The organism is Halomonas sp. SIMBA_159 (assembly GCF_046536035.1).
In the GTDB taxonomy this organism is placed as follows: Bacteria; Pseudomonadota; Gammaproteobacteria; order Pseudomonadales; family Halomonadaceae; genus Vreelandella; species Vreelandella venusta_A.
Genome location: NZ_JAWJBT010000966.1, coordinates 1 through 257, shown reverse-complemented (window position 1 = coordinate 257; position 257 = coordinate 1). Strand labels below are relative to the sequence as shown.

The following is a 257-nucleotide window of genomic DNA, read 5'->3' as shown; positions in this document are numbered from 1 at the left end:
CCCATTGGCCCGCCTTTGAGCCGCATCACTACCTGAAGACCAACAATGTGATTGCCGGGAGTTTCTATCTCGCGCGATCCGAGGGCGTTGACGTGGCGCATCTTGCGGTGACGCCGCGCCCTGGCCTGAAGGAGGCGCGCGCCTGCCGGTTTGTTGTCCTGCCGGAATGGCAGGGCCTGGGGATCGGGCTGCGGTTTCTGAATGAGGTGGCTGCCCTCTGGCGGCGCGGTATCAATCGGTTCGAGCGCCCGTTGCCC

General features: G+C 65.0%; 1 protein-coding gene. It reads left to right on the top strand.

Annotation, left to right across the window (positions count from 1 at the left end; translation table 11 throughout):
* Positions 1–257, top strand: a 257-nt coding sequence (locus R0J87_RS22130) for a GNAT family N-acetyltransferase (RefSeq protein ID WP_498889003.1), incomplete at both ends; no start/stop codon positions are given.